Genomic DNA, 26,652 nt, shown 5'->3' with positions numbered 1-26,652 from the left:
TTGTCCGCGACTCCGTCGTGGCTGGTCGCGCAGTTCCCCGCGCCCCTGAGGGGGTTGCAGTGACCGCCCGTCGAACAGCCGCCCCTCCCCGACCAGGAAACCAACCCCCTCTGCGAGGTACCCCATGCACGCCTCCCCCCTGAGCCGTCGAGCCGTCCTCGCCGGAACGGCGGCCGCGGCCGCCCTGGCGACGGTCCCCGCGCTTCCGGGCAACGCCCACGCCGCCGAAGCCACACCGCCCGCGTACCGCTGGCGCAACGCGGTGATCGGCGGCACCGGATTCGTCACCGGTGTCCTGTTCCACCCGGCCGTACGCGGCCTCGCCTACGCCCGTACCGACATCGGCGGCGCCTACCGCTGGGACGGCCGTGCGGCCCGCTGGATCCCGCTGACGGACCAGCTCGGCTGGGACGACTGGAACCTCCTGGGTGTGGAGGCCCTGGCGATCGACCCGGCGCACCCGGACCGGCTGTACCTGGCCCTCGGCACCTACGCCCAGTCCTGGGCCGGCAACGGCGCCGTCCTGCGCTCCGAGGACAGGGGAGCCACCTGGAAGCGCAGCGACCTGAGTGTGAAGCTGGGCGGCAACGAGGACGGGCGGGGGACCGGGGAGCGGCTTCTGGTCGACCCGCGCGACAGCGACACCCTCTGGCTGGGCACCCGGCACGACGGACTGCTCAAGTCCGCCGACCGAGGGGCCACTTGGGCAGCCGTGAGCGACTTCCCGGCGGACCCCAGCTCCTCCGGGCAGGGCGTCACCTTCCTCGTCGCCGCCGGACGCGCGGTGTACGCGGGCTGGGGTGACAGCGACGGCACCTCCGCCAACCTGTACCGCACGACGGACGGCACCAGCTGGGAGGCCGTCCCCGGGCAGCCCGCCGGCACCGCCGCCAAGGTGCCGGTCCGGGCCGCCTACGACCGGCTCAGCCGAGAGCTGTACGTGACGTACGCCGACGCGCCCGGGCCCAACGGGCAGTCCGACGGCAGTGTGCACAGGCTCGCCACCGTCACCGGGGCATGGACCGAGGTCACCCCGGTGAAGCCTGGGGGCACGGACACCTTCGGCTACGGCGGGGCCGCCGTCGACGCCCGCCGCCCCGGCACCGTCGTCGTCTCCACCAACAACCGCTGGGCGGCCGTGGACACCCTGTTCCGGACCACCGACGGCGGCCGTACCTGGACGTCCCTGAAGGACTCCGCTGTCTTCGACGTGTCCGAGACTCCCTTCCTGAAGTGGGGCGGGGACCAGCCGAAGTTCGGCTGGTGGATCCAGGCCGTCGCCGTCGACCCGTACGACTCCCAGCATGTCCTTTACGGCACCGGCGCCACCCTCTACGGCACCCGGGACCTGAAGCACTGGGCCCCGCAGATCCGTGGCCTGGAGGAGACGTCCGTGACCCAGCTGATCTCGCCCCCGGTCGGAGAGGCGCACCTGATCAGCGGGTCCGGGGACATCGGCGTCATGTACCACGAGCGGCTCACCGCGTCGCCGTCGCGCGGCATGGCCACGAATCCCGTGTTCGGGTCGGCGACGGGACTCGCGCAGGCCACGCGCAGGCCGTCGTACGTCGTCCGGGCCGGCTGGGGCGACAACGGCAACGGTGCCTGTTCGAACGACGGCGGACGGACCTGGGCGCCGTTCAAGGCCCAGCCCTCCATCGCCCACGACGCACCGGGACCGATCGCCGCCAACGCCGACGGCAGCGTGCTGCTGTGGTCCTTCGTGCACGGGGACGGCACGAAGTACGCGGCGCACCGCTCGGCGGACAACGGCGCCACCTGGTCCGAGGTCTCCTCCTTCCCGAAGGGCGCCACGCCGGTCGCCGACCCGGCCGACCCGACGCTCTTCTACGCGTACGACACCGACACAGGAACCGTATACGCCAGCACTGACAGTGGCCGTTCCTTCACCGCCCGTGCGACCGGGCTGCCCTCCGGGGACAGCCAGTTCCAGCTGGTCGCGGCGCCGGGCAGGTCCGGTGACCTGTGGCTGAGCGTCAAGTGGAACGGCCTCTACCGGTCCACCGACGGGGGTTCCTCCTTCGCCAAGGCCGGCAGCTGCCGGGCCTCGTACACCCTCGGCTTCGGCAAGGCGGCCGACGGCGCGGAGTATCCCGCGCTCTACCTCGTAGGCTCCACCGAGGCGATCACCGCCGTGTACCGCTCCGACGACGAGGCGAAGACCTGGGTGCGGATCAACGACGACGCCCACCAGTGGGGCTGGACCGGCCGGATTGTCACCGGCGACCCGCGCATCCACGGCCGCGTCTACCTCGCCACCAACGGCCGCGGCATCCAGTACGGGGAGCCGGTCTGATGCCGAAGCTCGCGCACGCGACCCGCGGCCGCATCCTCTTCGGCGGCGACTACAACCCCGAGCAGTGGCCCGAGGAGACCTGGTACGAGGACGTCCGGCTGATGAAGGAGGCCGGCGTCAACTCCGTCACCCTCGGCGTCTTCTCCTGGGCGAAGCTGGAACCGGAGCCCGGCGCACGGGAGTTCGGCTGGCTGGACCGGCTCATGGACCTCATGCACGAGCACGGCATCGGAGTCGTCCTCGCCACCCCCACCTCCTCGCCGCCCCCGTGGCTGGGCCGCCTGCACCCGGACACCCTGCCCCGCGACGCCGACGGCCGCGTGGAGTGGTGGGGCGGCCGACAGCACTTCTCGCACTCCAGCGCCACCTACCGACACTACGCCGCCGCCATCACCGAGGCCCTCGCCGCCCGCTACGGCACCCACCCGGCCCTCACCATGTGGCACATCAACAACGAGTACTGCACCTACGACTACGGCGACGAGGCCGCCGCCGCCTTCCGTCGCTGGCTGCGCGGGAAGTACGGCACCCTCGACGCCCTCAACACGGCCTGGGGCACCGCCTTCTGGAGCCAGGGCTACGACACCTGGGACGGCATCCTGCCCCCGCGTCACGCCCACTACCTGAACAACCCCACCCAGGTGCTGGACTTCCGCCGCTTCACCTCCGACAAGCTCCTGGAGTGCTACGTCGCCGAGCGCGACATCGTCCGCCGGCACACCCCGCACATCCCGGTCACCACCAACTTCATGCCGCTCTTCTTCGGCCAGGACGCGTGGCGCTGGGCCGAGGAGGAGGACGTCGTCTCCGTCGACCTCTACCCCGACCCGCGCGACCCCCTGGGCGCCCAGCACGGAGCGCTGGTCCAGGACCTGACCCGCTCCCAGGCGGGCGGCCCGTGGATGCTGATGGAGCAGGCGGCGGGGCCGGTCAACTGGCGCGGGGTGAACCACCCCAAGCCCAAGGGCCTCAACCGCCTGTGGTCCCTTCAGGCCGTCGCCCGGGGCGCGGACGCCGTCTGCTACTTCCAGTGGCGGCAGTCCCGGCAGGGCGCGGAGAAGTTCCACTCCGGGATGATCGGCCACGCGGGCGAGCACGGCCGCACCTTCCAGGAGGTCAAACGGCTCGGCGCCGAACTGGCGAAGATCGCCCCGCGGGTCACCGGCCACCACGTCACCGCGGACATCGTGATCCTGCACGACTGGCACGCCTGGTGGGCCGGCGCCCAGGACGGCCGCCTCTCCACCGAGGCCGACCACCCGGCCGTCCTGCACGCCTGGCACCGCGCCCTGTGGGAGTCCCACCTCACCACCGACTTCGCCCACCCCGAGCACGACCTGTCCGCGTACAAGTGCGTCGTCGTGCCGCAGCTGTACCTCCTCACGGACGCCGCCGTCGCCAACCTCCTCGCGTATGTCCACGACGGCGGCACCCTCGTCTGCGGCTTCCTCACCGGCGTCGCCGACGAGGACGACCGGGTGCGCCCCGGCGGCATGGACGCCCGGCTGCGCGAGCTGTTCGGCATCCGCACGCTGCACGAGTGGTGGCCGCTGGACGCGGGGGAGAGCGTCGAGTGCGACGGCTTCCGGGGCACGCTGTGGTCGGAGGAGATCGAGGCCGCCGGCACCGTCGCCGAGACGATCCCCTACCGGGGCGGCGAACTCGACGCACTGCCCGCCGTACTGCGCCGGGGCCGCGCCTGGTACGTCTCCACGCTGCCGGAGCCGGAGGCGCTGCGCGGTCTGCTCACCCGGATCGCCGGCGAGGCGGGCGCCCGTCCGGTGCTCGACGGCCTGCCCGCGGGGGTCGAGGCCGTCCGGCGCGGCGAGTCGCTGTTCCTGCTCAACCACGGGCGCGAGCCGGTCACCGTCGAGGTGCCCGGCACCTGTCACGACCTGCTCACGGGGGCTACCGTCACTGATCGGATCGCGCTCGGACGCTACGGAACGGCGGTGCTGGCACCTTGAGGCAGGAACTCGCGCACGGAACCTGGGAACCCCTCCCGGCCACCCACTGGGAGGACGGCTTCCTGAGCGGCAACGGTCACCACGGCGCCCTTGTGTTCGGTGACCCGAACGACGACCGGGTCGTCGTCACCCATCACACCCTGGTCCGCCCCAACGGCGGCGCAGACGCCCGCCCGCCCCGGCTGGCCGCCGAACTGCCCGCCCTCCAGGACCGTTTGCTCGCCGGCCGGCTCACCGCCGCCGAGACCTTCACCGACGGCCGTCCGCTGCAATGGGTGCAGCCCTTCCACCCGGCCTTCCAGATACGGCTGCGGAGGCCGTCCGGCGCCTGTCACGGCTACCGCCGCTCCGTGGACTTCACCACAGGCGAGACGATCGCCGAGTGCGCGGACTTCGACAGCCGCGTCTTCGTCTCCCGCGCCGACGACCTGATCGTCCACTCCGTCACGGCGCCCGCCCTCGCCCTCGACATCAGCCTGGACCCCCGGCTGCCGAACGCGCCCGCCGGGCTGGGCGTCGGCGACGGCGCGCTCCTCACCCCCGACGGCGCCCTGCTCACCCTGCGCGCCCGCTACCCGGACAGCGACCGCGCCTACACCGGGCTGACCCTCATCGTGGTCACGGGCGGCACGACGAGCCTCGCCCCGCCCGGCGTGCGCGTCACGGGCGCCGAGTCGGTGCTGCTCCTCACCCGGGTCCGCCGCCACACGGGAGAGCTGGACGCGGTGGCCGAGGCCCGGGAGCTGCGGGAGGCGTGGGGCGAGCAGTCGTACGAGACCCTCCTCACCCGGCATGTCTCGCTGCACCGCACCGCCTACGACCGCGTCACCCTGGACCTCGCCGCAGACCCGGCGGAACGCGCGCTGCCCGGCTCGGAGCTGCTGAAGCACCCGCACAGCGCCGCCCTCCTGGAGCGGCTCTTCGCGGCCGGCCGCTACCACCTGCTGTCCTCGGCCGGCCTCAACCCGCCCCGCCTCACCGGCCTGTGGACCGGCGACTGGAACACCGCCTGGTCCGGGGCGTTCACCAACGACGCCAACCTGAACCTCCAGACCGCCTCCGCGCCGGCCGCCGCCCTCCCGGAGGTCACCGAGGCGCTCGCCGGCCTCGTCCAACGGCAGCTTCCCGACTGGCGCGAGAACGCCAGGGCCGTCTTCGGCGCCCGGGGCGCCGTCGCCCCCGCGCACACCGACGGCGAGTCCGGGCTGACGTACCACTTCAGCCGCGAATACCCGCTGCACCTGTGGACCGCCGGCGCCGACTGGCTGCTCAAGCCGCTCGTCGACCACGACGAGACCCGCGGCGAACGCGACCCGCGCACCGCCGCCGTCCTCGCCGAGACCGCCCGTTTCTACGAGGACTTCCTCACCCGCACCGCCGACGACGGCCACCTGGTCGTCGTCCCCTCCTACTCACCCGAGAACCGTCCCGCCAACGCGAGTTGGGGCGCGATCAACGCGGCCATGGACCTCTCGGCGGCCCGCCACGCCCTGCGGACGGCGGCCGGCCACCACCCGGACACCCCCGACGCCGACCGCTGGCGCGCCCTCGCCGACCGGCTCCCACCCCACCGGATCAACACCGACGGCGCCCTCGCCGAATGGGCCTGGCCGGGCCTGGACGACACCTACGACCACCGCCACCTCAGCCACCTCTACGGCGTCTGGCCCCTCGACGAGATCAACCCCTACGACACTCCCCAGCTGGCCGCCGCGGCCCACCGCGCCCTCGAACTGCGCGGCGCCGAGAACGACTCCGCCCACGGCCACCTCCACCACGCCCTGATCGCGGCCCGGCTCCGCGACGGCGACCGGGTCGCCCGGGCGCTCGCGAACGTGCTGGACGGCGACTTCTTCCACGCCTCCCTGATGAGCGCCCACTACCCGGGCCGCGACGTCTACAACGCGGACGCCGCCCACGCCCTGCCCGCCGTGCTGATCGAGATGCTGGTGCACTCCACCCCCGACCGCCTCGTCCTGCTGCCCGCGCTCCCGGCCTCATACCCGGAGGGCCGGATCCGGGGCGTACTCACCCGGTTCGGGGCGGAGCTGGACCTCACCTGGAGCTGGGAGGCGGCCACCGCGGTACTGCGCCCCACCCGGAGTCACCGCATCGAACTCAGGACTTCCTCCGGCGCGCGGCCGCTCGACCTCGTCGCCGGAGAAGACCACGTCCTTACGTTGCGGGACGTGGTGACTCCCCGTGATTCCCCTCAAGCCATGGAAGGGACACCGTGACTCCGCCCCAAGGGGCTTCCGGCTCAAAGGCCGCGGTCCAGCCCGAACCGGCCCCTTGCGGGATGAACAGAAGGTAGCACAGGCCAACGAAGCAAATCCCCCACATCGGACAGGAGTGTCATGTCTGCACGCACATTGGAGAGGCTCACCAAGGCCCTGCTGGCCCCCGCCCTCGCCCTCGGCGCCACCGTCGGCCTCGCCTCCGCGCCCGCCTCGGCCGCCGTCTGGAGCTCCTGCGACCAGTGGGGCAACACCACGCTGAACGGCTACACGCTCTACAACAACATCTGGGGCTCCGGCGCCGGCAGCCAGTGCGTCTGGGCGAACTCCGGCACCAACTGGGGCGTCTGGGCCGACCACCCGGGCACCGGCGGCATCAAGTCCTACCCGAACGCCAAGAAGGTGGTCAACAAGTCGATCACCTCGCTGTCCTCGCTCACCAGCAGCTACAACGTCACGGTCCCGTCGTCCGGCGCGTACAACACGTCGTACGACATCTGGGACACCGGCTACAAGTACGAGATCATGCTCTGGGTCAACAAGACCGGAGCCGTGGGCCCCCTCGGCACCTCGCAGGGCAACCTGACGCTCGGCGGCCACACCTGGACCGTCTACAAGGGCAACAACGGCTCCAACGACGTCTTCTCGTTCGTCCGCACCTCGAACTCCACCTCCGGCACGGTCAACGTCCTGCCGATCCTGAAGTGGATCAAGGACACCAAGGGGTGGTTCGGCAACGTGACCATCGGTGACGTGCAGTTCGGCTTCGAGATCACGTCCTCGTCCGGCGGCCTGGACTTCACCACCAACAGCGAGACCGTCAGCAGCAGCTGACCCACTCCAGCACATGCCGGTGCGGCCGGTCCCTCCCCTACGGGACCGGCCGCACCTCCGCATCCGGGACGGCTACTCCGCTACCGGCAGCCGTGCCCCGTCCCGCAGGAACAGCGGGATGCGGTCCAGGGGGGCGTCGACCGTCACGGTCGTACCGCCCTCGTACGTCTCACCCGTCCACGCGTCCGTCCAGCGGGAGCCCGCCGGGAGATACGTCGTACGGGCGGTGGCCCCCGCCGTCAGCACCGGGGCGACCAGCAGGTCCCGCCCGAACAGGTAGGCGTCGTCGACCGACCAGGCCGCCTGGTCGTCGGGGAACTCCAGGAACAGCGGCCGCATCACCGGCAGCCCCTCCTCGTGCGCCTCCCGCATGACGTGCAGGACGTACGGCCTGAGGCGCTCGCGCAGCCGCAGGTACCGCTCGAGGATCGCGCCGGCCTCCGCGCCGTACGACCAGACCTCGTTGGGGCCGCCGGTCATCTCCGGCCCCAGCGGCATGCCCGGGTCGCGGAAGCCGTGCAGGCGCATCAGCGGGGAGAGCGTGCCGAACTGGAACCAGCGGACCATGACCTCGCGGTACGCCGGATCGTCCGGGTCGCCGCCGTGGAAGCCGCCGATGTCGGTGTTCCACCAGGGGATCCCGGACAGCGCGGTGTTCAGGCCGGCAGCGATCTGGCGGCGCAGGGTCGCGAAGTCGGTGCCGATGTCACCGGACCACAGTGCGGCGCCGTAGCGCTGACTGCCCGCCCAGGCCGAACGGTTGAGGGTGATCACCTCGCCCTCGCCGGCCGCCAGCAGGCCCTCGTGGAACGTGCGGGAGTTCTCGGCGGGGTAGCTGTTGCCGACCTCCAGACCCGGGCCCGCCCAGTAGCGCAGGTTCTCCGAGAAGCCCGGCTTCAGCTCGGGCTCGCAGGCGTCCAGCCAGAAGGCCGTGATGCCGTACGGATCCAGGTAGTTCTCCTTCACACGGGACCACACGAACTCCCGGGCCTCGGGGTTGGTGGCGTCGTAGAAGGCCACCTGCACCGTGGAGGCGACCTCCTTGTCCGGCCAGTCGGCGTGCGCCGTCGGACCGTACTGCGTGCCGATGAAATAGCCGCGCTGCTCCATCACCGGGTGGTTCTCCGACAGCGGGGACACCGACGGCCACACGGACACCACCAGCTTGACGCCCATCTCCTCCAGTTCGCGGACCATCGCCGCGGGGTCCGGCCACTCCTTGGGGTCGAACTTCCAGTCGCCCAGGTGGGTCCAGTGGAAGAAGTCGCAGACGATCGCGGCAAGGGGCAGGCCCCGGCGCTTGTACTCACGTGCCACGGCGAGGAGTTCGTCCTGGGTGCGGTAGCGCAGCTTGCACTGCCAGAAGCCCGCCGCCCACTCCGGGAGCATCGGGGTGCGGCCGGTCACCGCGCTGTAACGGCGCTGGCCGTCGGCCGGGGTGCCCGCGGTGATCCAGTAGTCGATCTGGCGGGCGGAGTCCGCCACCCAGCGGGTGCCGTTGTGCGCCAGTTCCACGCGGCCGATCGCCGGGTTGTTCCACAACAGGGTGTAGCCGCGGCTGGACGCGAGCACCGGGATGCCGACCTCGGCGTTGCGCTGCACCAGGTCCAGGACCAGGCCCTTCTGGTCGAGGCGGCCGTGCTGGTGCTGGCCCAGGCCGTACAGCTTCTCACCCTCGTAGGCGGCGAAACGCTGCTCCAGGCGGTGGTGGCCGTTGCCGACGGCCGTGTACAGCCGGGAGCCCGGCCACCAGAAGTGGGCGCGCGCCTCGGCCAGCAGCTCGGACAGGTCGTCCGTGCGCAGGAAGCGGACCAGGCCCCCGGCGTCGACCTCCACCGTCAGCGCGCCGACCGTCAGCCGTGCCTCGCCGTCCCCGATCTTGACGGTGCTCTCGGTGGCGGGCGGGGTCTCGAGCAGGGCGCCCGGCAGGGCGTCGAGCACGGGACCGCCGAGCCGGGCGCGCACCCGGACCGCGTCCGGGCCCCATGGCTCGATGCGTACCGTCTCCTGGCGACCGCTCCACTCCAGCGCGCCGTCCCGCTCGCGGAACGTGCCGACGGTGGGGGAGGACTGCGCGAGGCTGACCTTGGGCCGTTGCTCCGCCGACTGGTGTTCGGCAGGCCGATTCACTGGCAACCTCCGACGATGTGGCGGACCGTCACCCAGGCGAGCGGATGAGCTACGCAACGTGCGTAGCGAGAACCAAGCACGCGCAACCTCCTTGTCTTTCGGGGCAGCCGGGCTGGTTCCAACCCGGCTGGCGCTGATCGCGTAAGACTCGAGCGTTCGTTGAGCGACCGAGCGGCGTGAGTCAGGGATCCCCCTGCTCCGGCGGGGGAGGGTTCAAGTGGCGTGCTCCTGGGGGGAGCACGGGAGTGGGATGTCCCGGCAGGGGCGGATGGACGGTGTGGGCGGGTGTCAGGCCGGCGCCGGCCCCGTGCTCGCCCGTACCGTCAACTTCGGCGCGATGAGCACGACTTCGTCCGCCCCACGCCCGTCCAGCTTGGCCACCAGGTGCTCCACGGCGTGCCGGCCCATCTCCTGCGCGGGGATGGCGACCGACGTCAGCCGCACGGAGGCCTGGACGGCGACCTGCTCCGGGCAGATCGCGACCACCGACATGTCCTCGGGCACCGCCCGGCCCTGCTGGCGCAGCAGGGCGAGCAGCGGCTCGACGGCGGACTCGTTCTGCACCACGAACCCGGTGGTGGTGGGGCGTTCGTCGAGGATCCGGGCGAGCGTGACGGCCATCGCGTCGTACCCGCCCTCGCACGGGCGGTGCAGCACCCTCAGGCCCAGCTCCCGCGCGCGGGTGCGCAGGCCGTCGAGGGTGCGTTCGGCGAAGCCGGTGTGCCGCTCGTAGACCGCCGGGGCCTCGCCGATGACAGCGATGTCACGGTGGCCCAGCTTCGCCAGGTGCTCCACGCACAGCGCGCCGGTCGCCGCGAAGTCCAGGTCGACGCAGGTCAGGCCGGTGGTGTCGGCCGGCAGACCGATGAGGACGGAGGGCTGGTCGGTCTGGCGCAGCAGCGGCAGCCGCTCGTCCTCCAGCTCGACGTCCATCAGGATCATCGCGTCGGCCAGTCCGCTGCCGGTGACCCGGCGCACCGCGTCGGGGCCTTCCTCGCCGGTGAGCAGCAATACGTCGTAGCCGTGCGCACGCGCGGTGGTGGCCACCGCGATGGCGATCTCCATCATCACCGGCACGTACATGTCGGTGCGCAGCGGGACCATCAGCGCGATGATGTTCGACCTGCTGCTGGCCAGGGCGCGGGCGCCCGCGTTCGGGTGGTACCCGAGCTCCCGGATGCTCTGCTCGACCCGCTGCCGGGTGGTGGTGGAGATGGACCGCTTGCCGCTGAGGACATAGCTCACCGTGCTCGCCGAGACTCCGGCGTGCTGGGCGACCTCGGCGAGGGTGACCATCCAGCTCTCCAAGCTTTGTGAAGCGCTTCGACAGTGCGCGTTGCTGACAAGGGCGAGTGAGGGTGTCTCGACAGTAGCCCCAGCAGGGGTGGGTGTCCATAGGTTGTCGAAGCGCTTCGACACCTATTTCGTGGGAGGGTCTCGGCGGAACCGCCCGCGGGAGTACGGCAACCTTTCGGCCGGGCCGCGACCACAGGGAGGCGGTACACGAACCGTCCCCCGGAAGGACCCCTGATGCAACACCGCAGACCGCGCCTGTCGAAGAAGGCGAAGACGCTTCTCGCCGCCTCGATCGCCCTGGCGGCCGCCGCGGGCGTCACCGTCGCGCAGGCCGGCGAGTCGAGCAGGAAGTGCACGGCCTTCGACACGATCGCGCTCGGCAAGTACTACGTGAACAACAACCTCTGGGGTCAGGACAAGGGCACCGGCACCCAGTGCGTCTGGGACGACTCGGCCTCGGGCTCCACCATCTCCTGGGGCACGAACTTCAGCTGGGCGAACAACAGCAAGGGCACCGACTCGGACGTCAAGTCGTACGCCAGTACCGTCCTCGGCTGGCACTGGGGCTGGAAGGTCGGCAAGGCGACCACCGGGCTGCCGATCCGGGTCGGCGACCGCAAGAAGGTCACCGCCAAGTGGAACTTCTCGCTCAGCTCCGACCCGGGCACCCTGAACGTCGCCTACGACCTGTGGCTGCACGCCAAGAACACCGCGGACTGGCAGGACCAGCCCACCGACGAGATCATGATCTGGCTCAACCACCAGGGCGGCGCGGGTCCGCTGGGCACCAAGTACGGCAGCGTCAGCCTCGACGGCGCCATGTGGGACATCTACAAGGGCAACATCGGCTGGAACGTCTACTCCTTCGTCCGCCGGACCAACACCACCACCGCCACGCTGAATCTGGACGACTTCACCCAGGCTCTGGTCCGCCGCAAGCTCCTCACCAACGACAAGTACGTCTCCGGCATCGAGTCCGGCACCGAGGTCTTCAAGGGCTCTGGCCGACTGGACACCAAGTCCTACTCGATCGACATCGGCTGACCTGCCCCTGGCCGGGCGGGCGCGGCGTCCCGCTCCAGCCGTCCGGCACTTGAGCACGAGACCGCCCAGGCCGAAGCGACGCCGTGGACGCAGCCCCGCGGGGTGCGGAGGCCCGTGGGGGTGCGGGGGGCGGAGTCCCGCCGGGGGTCAGGTGGGCGGTGCCCCCAGTGGGGCGCGGAGCGTAGCCCTGTGGGGGGTGGGGGCGCAGCCCGCGCGAGGTTCGGGACGTAACCCCGTGGACGTCCGGGGTGCGGCAGCCCTCGGTGGGGTGCGGGGGCGGGGCCCGGCGGGGGTTGGGGGTGCAGCTTCCGGTGGGTTCGGGGGCGGGGTCCCTCGGAGGGCCGCGGCGTGGCAGCGCTCGGTGGGGTGCAGGGGCGGAGGCCCGCGGGGGTTCGGTGGGTGGTGGCTCTCGGTGGGGTGCGGGGGCGGGGCCCGGCGGGGGTTGGGGGTGCAGCTTCCGGTGGGTTCGGGGGCGGGGTCCCGCGAACGTCTACGGTGTGGCAGCCCTCGGTGGGGTGCGGGGGCGGGGCCCGGCGGGGGTTGGGGGTGCAACGCCCGGTGGGTTCGGGGGTGGGGTCCCGCGGAGGGCCACGGCGTGGCAGCGCTCGGTGGGGTGCAGGGGCGTAGGCCCGCGGGGGTCCTGGGGGCCGTGGCCCCCGGTGGGGTTGAAGGGGCGGAGCCCCTGGGATGGGAAGGGTAGGGGCGGCGGGGGCGAGAAAACCGTCCGTCGGGACACCCGGCGCCGACAACCCTCGCAAATCGCGGAGCGACGGGGTACGGGTTTGGGCCGAACGGACGCGGCAGGACTGGTGGGGGCGCCCCGTTTCGGGTACCAACGATCCAGTAGCACTGGTCGGTAACGAACGGTCCGCAATCATCCCTCTTCGCGGCGAGGTGAGCCTCATGTCCGCCCCCACCACCAAGAAACCCACCGTCACCGAACGCGAGGCCCGCCAGGTGGCGGAGGCCGCCCGGGAACAGGACTGGCGCAAGCCAAGCTTCGCCAAGGAACTGTTCCTCGGCCGCTTCCGGCTCGACCTCATCCACCCGCACCCGCTCCCCGCGGACGAGGACGCCCAGCGCGGCGAGGAGTTCCTCGCCAAGCTGCGCGACTTCTGCGAGACGAAGATCGACGGCGCCCGGATCGAGCGCGACGCGCAGATCCCGGACGAGGTCATCGACGGGCTCAAAGAACTCGGCGCGTTCGGCATGAAGATCGACACCAAGTACGGCGGCCTGGGCCTGACCCAGGTCTACTACAACAAGGCCCTCGCCCTGGCCGGCTCCGCGAACCCCGCGGTCGGCGCCCTGCTGTCGGCCCACCAGTCGATCGGCGTACCGCAGCCGCTGAAGCTGTTCGGCACCCAGGAGCAGAAGGACACCTTCCTGCCCCGCTGCGCCCGCACCGACATCTCCGCCTTCCTCCTCACCGAGCCGGACGTCGGCTCGGACCCCGCCCGGCTGGCCACCACGGCCGTGCCCGACGGCGACGACTACGTCATCGACGGGGTGAAACTCTGGACGACCAACGGCGTGATCGCCGACCTGCTCGTGGTCATGGCGCGCGTGCCGAAGTCCGAGGGACACAAGGGCGGGATCACCGCGTTCGTCGTCGAGGCCGCCTCGGAGGGCGTGACGGTCGAGAACCGCAACGCCTTCATGGGCCTGCGCGGTCTCGAGAACGGCGTCACCCGCTTCCACCAGGTGCGCGTCCCCGCCGCGAACCGCATCGGCCCCGAGGGCGCGGGCCTGAAGATCGCCCTGACCACCCTGAACACCGGCCGCCTGTCGCTGCCCGCGATGTGCGCCGGTGCGGGCAAGTGGTGCCTGAAGATCGCCCGCGAGTGGTCGGCGGCCCGCGAGCAGTGGGGCAAGCCCGTCGCGCTGCACGAGGCGGTCGGCTCCAAGATCAGCTTCATCGCGGCGACCACCTTCGCACTGGAGGCCGTACTCGACCTGTCCAGCCAGATGGCCGACGAGGACCGCAACGACATCCGCATCGAGGCCGCCCTCGCCAAGCTGTACGGCTCCGAGATGGCCTGGCTGATGGCCGACGAACTGGTCCAGATCCGCGGCGGGCGCGGCTTCGAGACGGCCGCCTCCCTCGCGGCCCGCGGCGAGCGCGCCGTACCCGCCGAACAGATCCTGCGCGACCTGCGCATCAACCGGATCTTCGAGGGCTCGACCGAGATCATGCACCTGCTGATCGCACGCGAGGCCGTCGACGCCCACCTCTCGGTCGCCGGAGACCTCATCGACCCCGACAAGACCCTGCCGGACAAGGCGAAGGCAGGCGCGAACGCCGGCGTGTTCTACGCCAAGTGGCTGCCGAAACTGGTGGCGGGCCCGGGGCAGCTGCCCTCGTCGTACAGCCAGTTCAAGCACGGCGTGGACCTCTCCGGTCACCTGCGCTACGTCGAGCGGCACGCCCGCAAGCTCGCCCGCTCCACCTTCTACGCCATGTCCCGCTGGCAGGGCCGGATGGAGACCAAGCAGGGCTTCCTGGGCCGGATCGTGGACATCGGTGCCGAACTGTTCGCGATGAGCGCGGCCTGCGTCCGGGCCGAGCTGCTGCGCAGTCAGGGCGACCACGGCCGCGAGGCCTACCAGCTCGCCGACGCCTTCTGCCGCCAGGCCCGCATCCGGGTCGAGGAACTCTTCGACCGGCTCTGGAACAACACCGACGACCTCGACCGCAAGGTGGTCCAGGGCGTCCTCGGCGGCGCCTACGAGTGGCTGGAGCAGGGCATCGTCGACCCGTCGGGCGACGGCCCGTGGATCGCCGAAGCGACGCCGGGCCCCAGCCGACGGGAGAACGTGCACCGACCGGTCCGCTAGCTCAGCGGTACCCGTCGCCCGGACACCGCGCCGACCGGAAACAGGACCTGGTCCGCGCGGTTGTCCGAGTAGGGACAACAGGTGGATGATCCAGGTAAGGGACCCGCCCGAGGGACGCGCTGTCCTTCCGGTCGCCGAATGCGGCAACAATGGGGGGATGACCGACAGTCCCGCCAGTCCGGCGCCCCTCGCCGACCCGCACCTCGTCTACGACCCTCTCGCGGGGGACGGTCCCAAGGACGTGGTGATCCTCGGCTCCACCGGGTCCATCGGCACCCAGGCCATCGACCTCGTGCTGCGCAACCCCGACCGCTTCCGGGTGACCGCCCTGTCCGCGAACGGCGGCCGGGTGACCCTCCTCGCCGAGCAGGCCCACCGGCTGCGGGCGCGGACCGTCGCGGTCGCCCGCGAGGACGTCGTACCGGCGCTGCGCGAGGCGCTCGGCGCCCGGTACGGCACCGGTGAGCCGCTCCCCGAGATCCTCGCCGGGCCGGAGGCCGCCACCCAGGTCGCCGCCTCCGACTGCCACACCGTGCTCAACGGCATCACCGGCTCCATCGGCCTCGCGCCCACCCTCGCCGCCCTGGAGGCCGGCCGCACCCTCGCGCTCGCCAACAAGGAGTCGCTCATCGTCGGCGGCCCCCTGGTCAAGGCGCTCGCCAAGCCCGGCCAGATCATCCCGGTGGACTCCGAGCACGCCGCGCTCTTCCAGGCGCTCGCGGCCGGGTCGCGGGCCGATGTGCGCAAGCTGGTCGTCACCGCCTCCGGCGGCCCGTTCCGCGGCCGTACGAAGGAGCAGCTGGCCGATGTCACGGTCGAGGACGCGCTCGCGCACCCCACCTGGGCCATGGGCCCGGTGATCACGATCAACTCCGCGACCCTCGTCAACAAGGGCCTGGAGGTCATCGAGGCGCACCTGCTCTACGACATTCCCTTCGACCGCATTGAGGTGGTCGTGCATCCCCAGTCGTATGTCCACTCGATGGTTGAGTTCACGGACGGATCGACACTGGCCCAGGCGACGCCCCCCGACATGAGAGGGCCGATCGCCATCGGTCTCGGCTGGCCCGAACGCGTCCCCGACGCGGCGCCCGCCTTCGACTGGAGCAAGGCCTCCACCTGGGAGTTCTTCCCGCTCGACAACGACGCGTTCCCCTCGGTCAACCTGGCGCGCCACGTGGGTGAGCTCGCGGGCACGGCCCCCGCGGTGTTCAATGCGGCCAACGAGGAGTGCGTGGAGGCGTTCCGCACCGGCGCGCTGCCGTTCAACGGGATCATGGAGACCGTCACCCGGGTGGTGGAGGAACACGGCACCCCCGGGACGGGAACCTCACTCACCGTGTCGGACGTCCTCGAGGCGGAGACCTGGGCACGGGCCCGGGCCCGGGAACTGACAGCGCAGACGGCGACCGCGGAGGCGCGTGCATGACGACCCTGATGTTCATCCTCGGCATAGGCGTCTTCGCGTTCGGACTGCTGGTGTCCATCGCCTGGCACGAGCTGGGGCACCTCTCCACCGCCAAGCTCTTCGGCATCCGCGTGCCGCAGTACATGGTCGGCTTCGGCCCGACCGTATGGTCGCGCAAGAAGGGCGAGACGGAGTACGGGATCAAGGCGATCCCGATGGGTGGCTACATCCGCATGATCGGCATGTTCCCGCCCGGCGACGACGGCCGGATCACCGCACGCTCCACCTCGCCGTGGCGCGGCATGATCGAGGACGCCCGCTCGGCCGCCTTCGAGGAGCTCCAGCCCGGCGACGAGACCCGCATGTTCTACACGCGCGCCCCGTGGAAGCGGGTCATCGTGATGTTCGCGGGTCCCTTCATGAACCTGATCCTCGCGGTGGTGCTGTTCCTCACCGTGCTGATGGGCTTCGGCATCACCCAGCAGACGACCACCGTCAGCTCGGTCTCCAAGTGCGTGATCTCCCAGACCCAGAACCGCGACACCTGCAAGAAGTCCGACCCCGTCTCCCCGGCCGCCGCCGCGGGCCTCAAGGCGGGCGACAAGATCGTCTCGTTCGACGGCATCAAGACGGACAACTGGAACAAGCTCTCCGACCTGATCCGTGCCAATCCCGACAAGACGGTCCCCATCGTCGTCGAACGCAAGGGCCACGAGCTGACCCTGCGGGCGACGCTCGTCGAGAACCAGGTGGCGAAGAAGGACTCCCACGGGCAGATCGTCAACGGTTACACCTCGGCCGGTTTCCTCGGCTTCAGCGCCGCCAACGGCGTCGTGCGCCAGGACTTCGGCGAGTCGGTGACCTGGATGGGTGACCGCCTCGGCGAGGCCGTCGACTCCATCGCGGCCCTCCCCGGCAAGATCCCCGCCCTCTGGAACGCCGCCTTCAACGACGCCCCCCGCCAGCCCGACTCCCCGATGGGAGTGGTCGGCGCGGCCCGGGTCGGCGGTGAGATCTTCACCCTCGACATTCCGCCCACCCAGCAGCTGGCGATGTTCGTCATGCTGGTCGCCGGCTTCAACCTCTCCCTCTTCCTGTTCAACATGCTCCCGCTGCTCCCGCTCGACGGCGGGCACATCGCGGGCGCCCTGTGGGAGTCGCTGCGCCGGAACCTGGCCAGGGTGCTGCGCCGGCCGGACCCGGGTCCGTTCGACGTGGCGAAGCTGATGCCTGTGGCCTATGTGGTGGCCGGGATCTTCGTCTGCTTCACCATCCTCGTGCTGATCGCGGACGTGGTTAACCCGGTGAAAATCTCCTAGCCACGCAGCGTTTCGAGGCGGCCCGGGACACCCTGTTCCGGGCCGCCTCCCATTGGGTGGGTTTACGGGTGTGATGTGCTCCGGCGTCGGGCCGTGCCGTAATCTCGAAGCCTGGAGCCCGATGCCTGACGGGACCGGATCTTGATCCACGACTTGGGGTTGCACAGCAGATGACTGCGATTTCTCTCGGCATGCCGTCCGTTCCGACCAAGCTCGCCGAGCGCCGGAAGAGCCGGCAGATCCAGGTCGGATCCGTGGCGGTCGGCGGGGACGCGCCGGTGTCGGTGCAGTCGATGACGACGACCCGTACGTCCGATGTCGGGGCCACGCTCCAGCAGATCGCGGAACTGACCGCGTCCGGCTGCCAGATCGTGCGGGTCGCCTGCCCGACGCAGGACGACGCGGACGCGCTCGCGACGATCGCCCGCAAGTCCCAGATCCCGGTCATCGCCGACATCCACTTCCAGCCGAAGTACGTGTTCGCGGCGATCGAGGCGGGCTGTGCGGCGGTCCGGGTGAACCCCGGCAACATCAAGCAGTTCGACGACAAGGTCAGGGAGATCGCGAAGGCGGCCAAGGACCACGGGACGCCGATCCGCATCGGCGTCAACGCCGGCTCCCTCGACCGGCGGCTGCTCCAGAAGTACGGCAAGGCAACCCCGGAGGCGCTGGTGGAGTCGGCGCTGTGGGAGGCGTCCCTCTTCGAGGAGCACGACTTCCGGGACATCAAGATCTCCGTCAAGCACAACGACCCGGTCGTCATGATCGAGGCCTACCGGCAGCTCGCCGCGCAGTGCGACTACCCCCTCCACCTGGGCGTCACCGAGGCCGGTCCGGCCTTCCAGGGCACCATCAAGTCGGCCGTCGCCTTCGGTGCCCTGCTCTCCCAGGGCATCGGTGACACGATCCGCGTCTCCCTCTCCGCGCCGCCCGTGGAGGAGGTCAAGGTCGGCAACCAGATCCTGGAGTCCCTCAACCTCAGGCAGCGCGGCCTGGAGATCGTCTCCTGCCCGTCCTGCGGCCGCGCCCAGGTCGACGTCTACAAGCTGGCCGAGGAGGTCACCGCGGGCCTGACCGGCATGGAGGTCCCGCTGCGCGTCGCCGTCATGGGCTGCGTCGTCAACGGCCCCGGCGAGGCCCGCGAGGCCGACCTCGGCGTCGCCTCCGGCAACGGCAAGGGCCAGATCTTCGTCAAGGGCGAGGTCATCAAGACCGTCCCCGAGTCCAAGATCGTGGAGACCCTCATCGAGGAGGCCATGAAGCTCGCCGAGCAGATGGAGGCCGACGGCGCGACCTCCGGCGAGCCCTCGGTGTCCGTGACGGGCTGACGGAACGTCCCTGTAGGAGCCGGTCGGTGCTGGTCGCGGGCTGACGGGACTTCCCAGCGCCGACCGGTTCCAGCGCCGGCCGGGAAATCCCAGCCCGTCCGGTGTTCGAGGACGAGGCCCGTTCAGGACCGAAGCGGGGGTCTGGGGGCGGCAGCCCCCAGGGAACGGAACGGCAACCGACGGCCACTTCCGAACTAGCGCCAATCGAACACCGGTCGGCACCGCCCAGCTTCCGCAGGTACAGTGCGGAGATCAGCAGACCCTCAGGGTGAGGCCCCGCACGTGTTGACCCAGACCACCTCTCGGGTGCTCGAACCGAGCGACCTGGACGCCGCGCTCGCCGTCCTCGACCGCGAGCCCGTCGCCAACGCCTTCGTGACCTCCCGCGTCCAGATCGCGGGCCTCGACCCGTGGCGGCTCGGCGGCGAGATGTGGGGCTGGTACGAGGACGGCATGCTGACCTCCCTGTGCTACGCGGGCGCCAACCTCGTCCCGCTCTGCGCCACCCCGCGCGCCGTACGCGCCTTCGCCGACCGCGCCCGCCGGGCCGGGCGCCGCTGCTCCTCCATCGTCGGCCCCGCCGAATCCACCGCCGCGCTGTGGCGCCTGCTCGAACCGCACTGGGGCCCCGCACGCGAGATCCGCACCCGTCAGCCCCTCATGGTCACCGACCGCATGCCCGCCGACATCGCCCCCGACGCCTACGTCCGCCGCATCCGCAAGGACGAGATGGACACGATCATGCCGGCGTGCGTGGCGATGTTCACTGAAGAGGTCGGCGTCTCCCCGATGGCCGGCGACGGCGGCCTCCTCTACCAGGCCCGCGTCGCCGAACTCGTGGGCTCCGGCCGCTCGTTCGCCCGCGTCGACGAACACGGCAAGGTCGTCTTCAAGGCGGAGATCGGCGCGGCGACCTCCCACGCCTGCCAGATCCAGGGCGTATGGGTGGCCCCCGAGTACCGGGGGAGGGGACTGGCCGCCCCCGGCATGGCGGCGGTCCTGCGGTACGCGCTGGCCGACGTGGCCCCGGTGGTGAGCCTGTACGTCAACGACTTCAACACCCCGGCGCGGCGGACCTACCAGCGAGTGGGCTTCCAGGAGGTCGGCGCGTTCATGAGCGTGCTGTTCTGAGGCGACCCCGGAGATCCGAGCCGACCGGCCCCCAGCCGAGGCAAGGGGCCGTATCGGGGACAGCTGAGGGACATCCCGGATGGCCGGGCCGGACGGCGACGGCAGCATGATCCTCATGACCTCTCAGTGGATCTCCCGGCGCTCCTTACTCGGTGGCTCGCTGGCCGGCGCGGCCCTGGCCGCGGCGGGCGGCACGGCGTCCCGGGCGGCGACCGGCACGGACCGCGCGGACCACCCGGCGGCGCTGGACACCCGGGCCCTGCACGCCGCGGTCTCCGACCTCTCCCACCCGCCGGCCACCTCCGCCCAGCTGCGCGTCTCCCGCGCGTCGGACCACTGGTACGGCACCGCGGGAGTGGCCGACCTGACCGACGGCCGCTCCCCGCGCCCGGCCGACCGGTTCCGCGCCGGCAGTGTCACCAAGGTGCTCGTGGCGACGGTCGTCCTGCAACTGTGGGCCGCGCACCGCCTCGAACTCGACGCCCCGATCGGCCGCTACCTGCCCCGGCTGCTGCCGCCCGACTCCGCCCGGATCACCGTCGCACAACTGCTCAACCACACCAGCGGACTCCCCGACCACCGGGGAGTGCCAGACCTCAGCACCCCGGAGGCCGTGCTGAGGCACCGGTTCGACCGGTGGACCCCGCAGAAGTGGGTCGACACGGTCACGCACGACCCGCTCAAGTTCCGGCCGGGCACCGCACAGGAGTACCGCGGTATCAACTACGTCCTGCTCGCCCTGCTCGTCGAGGAGCTCACCGGACGGCCCTACGGCGAGGCCATCGCCTCCCGCGTCCTGCGCCCGCTGGGACTACGACGCACCCTGATACCCGGCGACGACCCCCGGCTGCACGGCCCGCACGTGCACGGCTGTCTGCGGATGACCGACGGTTCCCTGAGCGACGTCACCGTCTACGACCAGTCCGGCTCCTGGGGCGAGGGCGAACTGGTCTCCAGCCTCGACGACCTGTTCCGCCTCCAACAGGCCCTCTTCTCCGGCGAGTTGCTGCCCCCGCAGGCAATGGAGCAGCTCTTCACCATGCCCCCGGACACCGTGCGCATGCTGGACGGCGGCCCCGCCCGGTACAGCACGGGGCTCCAGAAGGCCACCGTGAACGGGGTGACGTTCTGGGGGAAGACCGGCGAGACCTACGGCTACCGCACCCGCGTGTTCGCCACCCGGGACCGGCATTTGAGCTTCGTGCTCTCCTACACACCGACACCGCTCACCACGGACGAGGACATGACCCAGCGGGTGGTCACGGTGCTCACCTCCTGAGCCACACGGCGGCGGCACCCCCCTGTAGTCTCCCCGCATGGACGTCGTGATCGGCCCCCTGGACCTCTCAGCCCATGTCGACGAGGCCTTGGCCGTCCAGGCCCTCGCCTTCGGGCTGGGCCCCGACGAGGTGGCCGTGCGCCGCCAGATCGTCCTGCGCCACATGCAGTACCCGGGTGCGAGAGCCCTCGGCGCCACGGTCGGCGGGCGGCTCGTCGGATTCGTCTACGGCATGCCCAACGACCGCGCCCACTGGTGGTCCACCGTCGTCGAACCGTATCTGCGGGCCCGCGGCCACGGCGACTGGCTCGACGACTCCTTCGTGATCACCGAGCTGCACGTCCACCCAGGCCACCAGAACCTCGGTATCGGCCGCTCCCTGATCACCACGATCACCGACGGTGCCACCGAACCCCGCTCGATCCTCTCCGCGATCGACACCGACAGCCCGGCCCGGGGCCTCTACCACTCGCTCGGCTACCAGGACCTGGCCCGGCAGGTGCTGTTCCCCAGCGCCCCCAAGCCGTACGCCGTCATGGGCGCCCCGCTGCCCCTGCGCCGGAAGTAAGGATTTCCGGGCAAGGCGGCCCCCCGGCTAACCTCCTAGCCATCACCCTTACCCGGCAGGAGTACGAGAACCATGGCGAACGCACCGGTCCAGCGCATGTCCCAGCTGATGGCGAAAACGCTGCGCGACGACCCGGCCGACGCCGAGGTGCTCAGCCACAAGCTCCTCGTCCGTGCCGGCTACGTCCGCCGCACCGCCGCCGGCATCTGGAGCTGGCTGCCGCTAGGCAAGAAGGTCCTCGCCAACGTCGAGCGGATCGTCCGTGAGGAGATGGACGCGATCGGCGCGCAGGAAGTGCTGCTCCCGGCCCTCCTGCCGCGTGAACCGTACGACGCGACGGGACGCTGGGACGAGTACGGCGCCGAACTGTTCCGCCTGAAGGACCGCAAGGGCGGCGACTACCTGCTCGGCCCGACCCACGAGGAGATCTTCACCCTGCTGGTGAAGGACCAGGCGTCCTCCTACAAGGACCTGCCGGTCATCCTGTACCAGATCCAGCACAAGTACCGTGACGAGGCCCGCCCGCGGGCCGGCATCCTGCGCGGCCGCGAGTTCCTCATGAAGGACTCGTACTCCTTCGACACGGAGGACGAGGGCCTCGCCCAGTCGTACGCCCTGCACCGCGAGGCCTACCAGAAGGTGTTCGCGCGCCTCGGCCTCGACTACCGCATCTGCGCCGCCACCGCCGGTGCGATGGGCGGCTCCAAGTCGGAGGAGTTCCTCGCCCCGGCCGGCGCCGGCGAGGACACCTTCGCGGACTGCCCCAACTGCGACTTCGCGGCCAACACCGAGGCGATCTCGTACGAGCTGAAGCCGGTGGACGCCGACGGCGTGGCCGCGCTCGAGGAGATCCCGACCCCGGACACCCCGACCATCGAGACCCTCGCCGCCCACCTCGGCGTCCCGGCCTCCGCCACGCTGAAGAACCTCCTCGTCAAGGTCGACGGCGAGATCGTCGCCGTGGGCGTCCCGGGCGACCGCGAGGTCGACATGGACAAGGTCGAGGCGCACTTCGCCCCCGCCGCCGTCGAGCTGGTGACGGCCGAGGACTTCGTGGGCCGCCCGGAACTGGTCCGCGGCTACGTCGGCCCGCAGGGCCTGGGGGAGAAGGTCACGTACATCGCCGACCCGCGCGTGGCCCCCGGCACCTCCTGGATCACCGGCGCCAACAAGGAGGGCACGCACGCCAAGAACGTCGTCGCGGGCCGTGACTTCGAGGCCGACGCGTACGTCGACGTGGTGGTCGTCCAGGAGGGCGACCCCTGCCCGAAGTGCGGCACCGGCCTCAAGCTGGACCGGGCCATCGAGATCGGCCACATCTTCCAGCTCGGCCGCAAGTACGCCGACGCCCTCAAGCTCGACGTCCTCGGCCAGAACGGCAAGCCGGTCCGCGTCACCATGGGCTCCTACGGCATCGGCGTCTCCCGCGCGGTCGCGGCGCTGGCCGAGCAGACCGCCGATGACAAGGGCCTGTGCTGGCCGGCCGAGGTCGCCCCGGCCGACGTGCACGTGGTCGCCGCCGGCAAGGCGCTTCAGACCGAGCTGGCGCTGGAGGTCTCCGAGAAGCTGCGGGCAGCCGGGCTGCGCGTCCTGGTCGACGACCGGGCCGGGGTGTCCCCGGGCGTGAAGTTCACCGACTCCGAGCTGATGGGCGTACCGAAGATCCTGGTCGCGGGCCGCCGCTCGGCCGAGGGCGTCCTCGAGCTGAAGGACCGGAAGACCGGTGAGCGCGAGGAGCTCACGGTGGACGAGGCGATCGCGCGCCTGGCCGCTTAAAGACATTCCTCAGGAACGTCTCCGGAGACCTAAAGGCACCTCACAGACTCCTCTCAGGCCGTTCCCCGACCGTAGGGCGTGACAGAACGTCACTACGGAGGGGAACGGTCATGGCGACCAGGGAAGAGGAGCGGGGTGCCGCGGCGGCGGTCCGCAGAGGTGCACGACGTACGGCGGCCTTCGCCGCGGCCGTCACGCTGGCCGGGGCGGCGGGGGTGTTCGCCCTCATCGGCACGATGCAGGCGGACGCCACCACGACGACGAGCAGCGGCACCAGTTCCAGCGCGAGCAGCGGCAACGGTGGCACGGACACGTCGTCGAGCACGAGCAGCTCAAGCGACTCCTCGTCCTCCTCCGGCCTCCAGCCGTCCTCCGGCGGCCTCACCTCCGGCAACGGCTCCACCGACGCCACCTCGGGGGCGTCGTGACCACCACGGCCCTGCGTACGACGGCGGCGGCCGAGTGGCGTGCCCTGGGCACCCGTGTCCGCCTGGTCGTCACCGACCCGGCCCTGCTGGACTCCTGCGACCTGCTGCTGGCCCGCCACCTGGCCGAGGTCGACGCGGCGTGCAGCCGCTTCCGCGCCGACTCGGAACTGTCCGCCCTCGAGGGGGCGGCCGGCCGTCCCGTGCGGGTCAGCCCGCTGCTCGCCGAGGCCCTGGCCGTGGCCCTGCGCGCCGCCGAGAAGACCGACGGGGCGGTGGACCCCACCGTCGGCTCGGCGATGGACGCCCTCGGCTACGACCGCGACTTCACCCTCGTCCGGGCGGACGACCGCCCGGTGTCGTTGCGGCTGCGGCGCGCCGCCGGCTGGCGCCGGGTGGAGCTCGACCGTACGACCGGCACGGTCGCCGTCCCGGAGGGCGTCCGCCTCGACCTCGGCGCCACGGCCAAGGCCTGGGCCGCCGACCGGGCCGCCGCGACGCTGGCGCGTGCGGCGGGCTGCGGGGTGCTGGTGAGCCTCGGCGGCGACACCGCGGTGGCGGGCGAGCCACCGGCCGGGGGCTGGCAGATCCGGGTCCAGGACGTCACGGGCGCGGTCGACGAGACGCCCTCGGGTTCGTACGAGACGGTCGGTCTGAGCGGTGGCGGGCTGGCCACCTCCGGCACCAGCGCCCGGCGCTGGCGGCGCGGCGGCTACGACCTGCACCACATCGTCGACCCGCGCACCGGCCTGCCCGTGCGCACCCCGTGGCGCACCGTGTCCGTCGCCGCCGCGACCTGCGCCGACGCCAACGCGGCCGGCACCGCGGCCCTGGTCAAGGGCGCGGGAGCGGAACGCTGGCTGACAATCCTCGGGCTGCCCGCCCGGCTGGTGGCACAGAACGGTCTGGTCGTGACGACGCCCGGCTGGCCCGCTCCCCGGAAGGCCGCCGCATGAGCTCCGCCACCCTCTGGTACGCGGGCCGCGCCACCGGGGCGGTCTGCCTCGTCCTCTTCACGGCCGTCGTCCTGCTCGGCATCGCCGTACGGCTGCGCGGACGGATCCCCGGCCTGCCCCGGTTCGGCACGCTGAGCCTGCACCGGACCCTGTCCCTGTCCGCCACCGCCTTCCTGGCCCTGCACATCGCCCTGGCGGTCGTGGACAGTTACGTGAACATCACTCTCCTCGACGTCCTCGTGCCGTTCGTCTCCGGCTACCGGCCACTCTGGCTCGGCCTCGGCACGGTCGCCCTCGACCTGCTCCTCGCGGTACTGGTGACGAGCCTGCTGCGGGCCCGGCTGGGACATGGTGTCTGGCGTGCCGTGCACTGGCTGGCGTACGCCTGCTGGCCCATCGCCCTGGTCCACGGCATCGGCATCGGTACGGACCGCGGCGCCGGCTGGATGACCTGGCTGACCGTCTGCTGTGTGGCCGCCGTGACCACCGCCGCCGGCCTCCGCCTGGCGCACTCCCTGCGCGCCGCCCGCCGCACCCCCGCCGCCCTGCTCCGCATCGCCGAAGGAGCCCGCCCGTGACCACGGTTTCCCCCGACCTGTACATGTCCCCGCGACTGCTCGCCCCCGGCGGCGCCCCCGCCGACCTGACCACGCACGAACAGCGCTACGGCCCCCTCGCGTACGAGTCGCACGACGACCCGGACGCCCTGCTCAGAGCCGTCGCCGAAGCCGGCCTCACCGGACGCGGCGGAGCGGCCTTCCCGGCCTACCGCAAACTCGTGTCGGTCACCGAGGCTGCCCGGCGCACCGGCCGCACCCCAGTCGTCGTGGCGAACGGGTGCGAGGGCGAACCCGCGAGCCGCAAGGACCGGACGCTGCTTCAGATGTCACCCCATCTCGTCCTGGACGGGCTCCGGTTGGCCGCCCGGGCGGTCGGCGCGGGGGAGGCGTACCTGGCCGTCGAGGACGGTGCCTCCTACCTGGAGTCCGCCCTCGCCCGACGCGACGACCCGCTGCCCGTCCGGGTGGTGCGCGTACCGCCGCGCTTCCTGTCCGGGCAGGCCTCGGCGCTCGCGCGGTACCTCTCCGGCGGCGAGGCGCTGCCCGCGTACCAGAACCCGCCCGTCCGTGAGCGCGGGGTGCGCCGGGCCCCGACCCTCGTGCAGAACGTGGAGACGCTCGCCCACCTCGCGCTGATCGCACGCTACGGCGCCGACTGGTTCCGCACCGCGGGCACGCCGGCGGATCCGGGCAGCGCCCTGTGCACGGTGCACGAGACGGGACGCCCGGTCCGGGTCGTGGAGGCGCCCTTCGGCCTGCCGCTGGGCCGGCTGCTGTCCGTCACGGGAATCTCCGCGGTCCTCGTCGGCGGCTACCACGGCACCTGGGTCCCGGCCCCCGAGGCCGCCCGACTGCCCCTCGCCGGCGGCATGTTGGGCGCGGGCGTACTCGCGGCGCTCCCCACCGACCGCTGCGGCCTCGCCGAGACCGCCCGCGTGCTGCGCTACCTGGCGCTGCGGTCGGCGGGCCAGTGCGGACCCTGCCTGAACGGCCTGCCCCGGATCGCCTCCGCCTTCCGGACCCTGGCCGCCCCCGGCCCCCAGGGCACCACCCGCGCCGACGTCGCCCGCTGGGCCGGCCTGGTCGAGGGCCGCGGCGCCTGCCACCACCCCGACGGCACGGTCCGCCTCGCGCGCAGCGCACTGACCGCCTTCGCCGGCGAACTCGACGCCCACGCGCGCGGCGTGTGCACCGCCACCGACCGCACACCGCTGCTGCCCGTACCGGAGGCGAACTGAC

General features: G+C 71.7%; 19 protein-coding genes. 17 read left to right on the top strand and 2 right to left on the bottom strand.

The window, feature by feature from the left end:
* Window positions 1–124: 124 nt before the first annotated feature.
* The 4 genes from ACWGJM_RS17120 (at window position 125) to ACWGJM_RS17105 (ending at window position 7,355) form a co-directional block, all read left to right on the top strand.
* Window positions 125–2,317, top strand: a complete 2,193-nt coding sequence (locus ACWGJM_RS17120) for a 1,4-beta-glucanase (protein ID WP_453412495.1) — start codon at window positions 125–127, stop codon at window positions 2,315–2,317.
* Window positions 2,317–4,284 (top strand): beta-galactosidase, encoded by a 1,968-nt coding sequence (locus ACWGJM_RS17115; RefSeq protein ID WP_453412494.1) that lies wholly within the window; start codon window positions 2,317–2,319, stop codon window positions 4,282–4,284. The genes ACWGJM_RS17120 and ACWGJM_RS17115 overlap by 1 nt, the downstream gene beginning before the upstream one ends.
* The gene (locus tag ACWGJM_RS17110; protein ID WP_453412493.1) at window positions 4,281–6,521 is read left to right on the top strand and encodes a glycosyl hydrolase family 95 catalytic domain-containing protein; all 2,241 of its coding nucleotides are present in this window, start codon (window positions 4,281–4,283) and stop codon (window positions 6,519–6,521) included. Before ACWGJM_RS17115 ends, ACWGJM_RS17110 begins: the two co-directional genes overlap by 4 nt.
* A gap of 120 nt (window positions 6,522–6,641) precedes the next feature.
* Window positions 6,642–7,355 carry a glycoside hydrolase family 12 protein gene (locus tag ACWGJM_RS17105; protein WP_453412492.1) on the top strand — a complete coding sequence of 238 codons (714 nt, stop codon included), beginning with the start codon at window positions 6,642–6,644 and terminating at the stop codon, window positions 7,353–7,355.
* A 72-nt stretch (window positions 7,356–7,427) separates the two neighbouring features.
* On the opposite strand, the gene ACWGJM_RS17100 is transcribed toward ACWGJM_RS17105, so the two are convergent.
* Both ACWGJM_RS17100 and ACWGJM_RS17095 read right to left on the bottom strand, forming a co-directional pair.
* Entirely contained in the window at window positions 7,428–9,485 is a 2,058-nt protein-coding gene (locus ACWGJM_RS17100) for a glycoside hydrolase family 31 protein (RefSeq protein WP_453412491.1), read from the bottom strand.
* Between the two features lie 288 nt (window positions 9,486–9,773).
* Window positions 9,774–10,781, bottom strand: a complete 1,008-nt coding sequence (locus ACWGJM_RS17095; RefSeq protein ID WP_453412490.1) for a LacI family DNA-binding transcriptional regulator — start codon at window positions 10,779–10,781, stop codon at window positions 9,774–9,776.
* A gap of 234 nt (window positions 10,782–11,015) precedes the next feature.
* Between ACWGJM_RS17095 and ACWGJM_RS17090 the strand changes: the two genes are divergently transcribed.
* From ACWGJM_RS17090 to ACWGJM_RS17030, 13 genes are all read left to right on the top strand, one after another.
* Complete coding sequence (locus ACWGJM_RS17090; protein ID WP_453412489.1) at window positions 11,016–11,825, top strand: GH12 family glycosyl hydrolase domain-containing protein; 810 nt, start codon at window positions 11,016–11,018, stop codon at window positions 11,823–11,825.
* 903 nt (window positions 11,826–12,728) lie between these two features.
* Window positions 12,729–14,663 carry an acyl-CoA dehydrogenase family protein gene (locus ACWGJM_RS17085; protein ID WP_453412488.1) on the top strand — a complete coding sequence of 645 codons (1,935 nt, stop codon included), beginning with the start codon at window positions 12,729–12,731 and terminating at the stop codon, window positions 14,661–14,663.
* A 157-nt stretch (window positions 14,664–14,820) separates the two neighbouring features.
* On the top strand, window positions 14,821–16,092 hold the full coding sequence (gene dxr / locus ACWGJM_RS17080; RefSeq protein ID WP_453412487.1) for a 1-deoxy-D-xylulose-5-phosphate reductoisomerase: 1,272 nt from the start codon (window positions 14,821–14,823) through the stop codon (window positions 16,090–16,092).
* Window positions 16,093–16,100: 8 nt separating this feature from the next.
* Entirely contained in the window at window positions 16,101–17,390 is a 1,290-nt protein-coding gene (locus ACWGJM_RS17075) for a M50 family metallopeptidase (RefSeq protein ID WP_453412648.1), read from the top strand.
* Between the two features lie 170 nt (window positions 17,391–17,560).
* Entirely contained in the window at window positions 17,561–18,718 is a 1,158-nt protein-coding gene (gene ispG, locus ACWGJM_RS17070; RefSeq protein WP_453412486.1) for a flavodoxin-dependent (E)-4-hydroxy-3-methylbut-2-enyl-diphosphate synthase, read from the top strand.
* A 282-nt stretch (window positions 18,719–19,000) separates the two neighbouring features.
* Complete coding sequence (locus ACWGJM_RS17065; protein WP_453412485.1) at window positions 19,001–19,849, top strand: GNAT family N-acetyltransferase; 849 nt, start codon at window positions 19,001–19,003, stop codon at window positions 19,847–19,849.
* A 115-nt stretch (window positions 19,850–19,964) separates the two neighbouring features.
* Entirely contained in the window at window positions 19,965–21,128 is a 1,164-nt protein-coding gene (locus ACWGJM_RS17060) for a serine hydrolase domain-containing protein (protein ID WP_453412484.1), read from the top strand.
* A gap of 37 nt (window positions 21,129–21,165) precedes the next feature.
* Window positions 21,166–21,696, top strand: a complete 531-nt coding sequence (locus ACWGJM_RS17055) for a GNAT family N-acetyltransferase (protein WP_453412483.1) — start codon at window positions 21,166–21,168, stop codon at window positions 21,694–21,696.
* Window positions 21,697–21,768: 72 nt separating this feature from the next.
* Entirely contained in the window at window positions 21,769–23,472 is a 1,704-nt protein-coding gene (locus ACWGJM_RS17050) for a proline--tRNA ligase (protein WP_453412482.1), read from the top strand.
* A 110-nt stretch (window positions 23,473–23,582) separates the two neighbouring features.
* Window positions 23,583–23,900: a hypothetical protein gene (locus ACWGJM_RS17045; RefSeq protein WP_453412481.1), complete on the top strand. Its 318-nt coding sequence runs from the start codon at window positions 23,583–23,585 to the stop codon at window positions 23,898–23,900.
* A complete protein-coding gene (locus tag ACWGJM_RS17040) occupies window positions 23,897–24,853 on the top strand; it encodes an FAD:protein FMN transferase (RefSeq protein WP_453412480.1) in 957 nt (318 codons plus the stop codon). Before ACWGJM_RS17045 ends, ACWGJM_RS17040 begins: the two co-directional genes overlap by 4 nt.
* A complete protein-coding gene (locus ACWGJM_RS17035; RefSeq protein WP_453412479.1) occupies window positions 24,850–25,431 on the top strand; it encodes a ferric reductase-like transmembrane domain-containing protein in 582 nt (193 codons plus the stop codon). The genes ACWGJM_RS17040 and ACWGJM_RS17035 overlap by 4 nt, the downstream gene beginning before the upstream one ends.
* Complete coding sequence (locus ACWGJM_RS17030; RefSeq protein WP_453412478.1) at window positions 25,428–26,651, top strand: NADH-ubiquinone oxidoreductase-F iron-sulfur binding region domain-containing protein; 1,224 nt, start codon at window positions 25,428–25,430, stop codon at window positions 26,649–26,651. Before ACWGJM_RS17035 ends, ACWGJM_RS17030 begins: the two co-directional genes overlap by 4 nt.
* Window position 26,652 lies beyond the last annotated feature (1 nt).

It is taken from the genome of Streptomyces sp. NPDC054834, assembly GCF_053611185.1.
Note: the sequence above shows the minus strand (reverse complement) of the source record. Positions and strands in the feature narration are given on the sequence as shown.

Bases quoted from the DNA above. Each gene is read 5' to 3' on its own strand.
- ACWGJM_RS17050 (WP_453412482.1), top strand. From the start codon at position 21,769: ATGGCGAACGCACCGGTCCAGCGCATGTCCCAGCTGATGGCGAAAACG.
- ACWGJM_RS17115 (WP_453412494.1), top strand. From the start codon at position 2,317: ATGCCGAAGCTCGCGCACGCGACCCGCGGCCGCATCCTCTTCGGCGGC.
- ACWGJM_RS17075 (WP_453412648.1), top strand. From the start codon at position 16,101: ATGTTCATCCTCGGCATAGGCGTCTTCGCGTTCGGACTGCTGGTGTCC.
- ACWGJM_RS17035 (WP_453412479.1), top strand. From the start codon at position 24,850: ATGAGCTCCGCCACCCTCTGGTACGCGGGCCGCGCCACCGGGGCGGTC.
- dxr (WP_453412487.1), top strand. From the start codon at position 14,821: ATGACCGACAGTCCCGCCAGTCCGGCGCCCCTCGCCGACCCGCACCTC.
- ACWGJM_RS17060 (WP_453412484.1), top strand. From the start codon at position 19,965: ATGACCTCTCAGTGGATCTCCCGGCGCTCCTTACTCGGTGGCTCGCTG.
- ACWGJM_RS17105 (WP_453412492.1), top strand. From the start codon at position 6,642: ATGTCTGCACGCACATTGGAGAGGCTCACCAAGGCCCTGCTGGCCCCC.
- ACWGJM_RS17085 (WP_453412488.1), top strand. From the start codon at position 12,729: ATGTCCGCCCCCACCACCAAGAAACCCACCGTCACCGAACGCGAGGCC.
- ispG (WP_453412486.1), top strand. From the start codon at position 17,561: ATGACTGCGATTTCTCTCGGCATGCCGTCCGTTCCGACCAAGCTCGCC.
- ACWGJM_RS17120 (WP_453412495.1), top strand. From the start codon at position 125: ATGCACGCCTCCCCCCTGAGCCGTCGAGCCGTCCTCGCCGGAACGGCG.
- ACWGJM_RS17090 (WP_453412489.1), top strand. From the start codon at position 11,016: ATGCAACACCGCAGACCGCGCCTGTCGAAGAAGGCGAAGACGCTTCTC.
- ACWGJM_RS17095 (WP_453412490.1), bottom strand. From the start codon at position 10,781: ATGGTCACCCTCGCCGAGGTCGCCCAGCACGCCGGAGTCTCGGCGAGC.
- ACWGJM_RS17045 (WP_453412481.1), top strand. From the start codon at position 23,583: ATGGCGACCAGGGAAGAGGAGCGGGGTGCCGCGGCGGCGGTCCGCAGA.
- ACWGJM_RS17055 (WP_453412483.1), top strand. From the start codon at position 21,166: ATGGACGTCGTGATCGGCCCCCTGGACCTCTCAGCCCATGTCGACGAG.